The sequence below is a fragment of the Kitasatospora sp. NPDC059462 genome (assembly GCF_042749955.1).
Taxonomy (GTDB): Bacteria; Actinomycetota; Actinomycetes; order Streptomycetales; family Streptomycetaceae; genus Kitasatospora.
Genome location: NZ_JBHYUU010000383.1, coordinates 1 through 2191 on the forward strand (window position 1 = coordinate 1; position 2191 = coordinate 2191).

General features: G+C 69.6%; 1 protein-coding gene. It reads right to left on the bottom strand.

The genetic code is table 11. The annotated features are described in order from the left end of the window. On the bottom strand, positions 1 to 2191 hold a 2191-nt coding region (locus ACFXAM_RS38630), incomplete at both ends, for an AMP-binding protein (RefSeq protein WP_380298602.1).

The window sequence follows — 2191 nt, forward strand, 5'->3', positions numbered from 1 at the left end:
TGGGGACGATGACGAGGCGGCCGCCGTGGAGGAGGGGGCCCCACATTTCCCAGACGGAGTAGTCGAAGGCGTAGGTGTGGAAGAGGGTCCAGACGTCGGTGTGGGTGAAGGTGAGTTCGTGGGCGGCGCGGCGCATCATTTGCCAGATGTTGGCGTGGGCGAGGGTGACGCCCTTGGGTGTGCCGGTGGAGCCGGAGGTGTAGATGACGTAGATCAGGTTGTCCGGGCGGACGTCGACGGTGGGGTTGGTGGCCGGCCGGGCGTTGATGAGCGCGGCGTCCTGGTCGTCGTCGAGGACGATCGTGTGGCCGTGGTGGATGCTCGCGATGAGGTCGGTGTGCTGGTGCTGGGTGATCGCGATGGCGGCGCGGGCGTCGCCGAGGATGTAGCCGAGGCGCTCGACCGGGTTGGAGGGGTCGAGGGGGAGGTAGCCGGCGCCGGACTTGAGGACGCCGAGCAGGGTGGGGATGAGGTTGATGCTGCGTTCGAGGCAGACCGCGACGAGGGTCTCGGGCGTGGCGCCCTGCTCGATCAGGTGGTGGGCGATCTTGTTCGCGCGCTCGTTGAGCTCGCGGTAGGTGAGGTGGGTGCCCTCGTAGGTCAGCGCGAGGGCGTCGGGGGTGGCGGCGGCCTGGCGTTCGAAGGCGTGGTGGACGCACTCCTCGCCGGTGATGACGTGGGCGGGGTTCCACTCCTCCAGCAGCTGGGCGGTCTCCGTCTCGGGCAGGTAGGTCGCGCGGGCGTCACCGGACGGGTCGGCGGCCATCGCCTCCAGCACCCGCCGGTACATCTGCGCCAGCCGGTCCATGTTCTCGGCGCTCAGCACCTGGTAGGTGCTGGTGAGGGCGACGCGCCCGGCACCTGCGCTGACGAGGAAGCCGAACTCGGTCGGAGCGTCGTGGAAGGTCCCGCCGGAATCGACACGTTCCCGGTCGACCTGGTGGAAGTCCTGGTAGTCGAACAGGATCGTGAGGAGCCGCTCGGTCGAGCCGGAGTCCCGCTGGATGGCGGGGAGCGGGTAGCGGCGGTGGCCCCAGATGGCGGTTTCCTGGTCGAAGACCTGCTCGACCAGCTCGCGCCAGGTGCGGGCGCTGCGGTCCATCGGGAACGGCACGGTGTTGAGGTGCATGCCGAGCACGCGGTCGCCGTCCGTGGCCTCCAGGCGGCCGTGGGCCACCAGACCGGTGTGGAACGCCGGCTCCGTCGTCAGCATGCCGAGGACCTTGACGTGCGCCGCGAGCAGCACGCTCTTCAGCGACGTCCGGGCGGCCGCCGCCAGGGCTCGCAGCCCCGGCTCCAGCTCCTGGAGGGAGATCTGGGCGCCGTGGTGCTGAGTACCACCCTCCCCGGCCCACGAGGCCGGAACGGACACCGGGATGTGGGTGTCGGTGATGTGCTGCCAGTAGGCGCGGTCGTCCTCGTTGTCGAGGGATTCCAGCTCGGCCGCGATGAAGTCGGCGTAGCGGACGGCCGGCGGCTGCGGGAGTGTGAGGGGCACCTCGTCGCGGATGGAGCGGTAGGCCTCCAGCAGCTCCATCAGGAGGGTGTGGTAGCTCCAGCCCTCGGTGATGGCGTGGTTCTGAGTGAACGTCAGACGCCAGGAGTGGTCGGACTCCAGGTGAACGTTGAGGCGGATCAGGGGCGCGGTGGTGAGGTCGAACAGGGTGGCGCGTTCCTGGTGGAGGAGTTCGATCTCGTTGGCGCGCTGGTCGTCGGCGGTGAGGTCGCGCAGGTCGTGGATGCTGAGCGGGATCTCCGCCTCGGCGTGCACCAGCTGGAGCGGCTGCGAGTAGCCGGTGAGGTGCATGGAGGTGCGGAGCATGTCGTGACGGGTCGAGACCAGGCGGACGGCCTCGCGCAGGGCGGCCTCGGAGAAGGGCTGCTCGTCCGGGATCCGGAACGTGTTGAGGTTGTGGTAGGTGTTGCGGCCGTCGCCGGCGAGCATTTCGACGAGCATGCCGGTCTGGACCTGGGACAGCGGGTAGGCGTCGACGACGTCGGCGGGGAGTAGGGCCCGGTCTTCGTCGCTGATCAGGGTGAACGGTGCGACCGGCTCGGCCGTGGCTGCGGGGGTGCTTTCGCCGGCCAGGACGGCGAGTGCGGCGATGGTGCGGTGTTGGAAGATCTGCTGGATGCTGAGGTCGTAGCCGGCCTGGCGCAGTGCGCCGGAGAGGCGGACGGCGCGGATGGA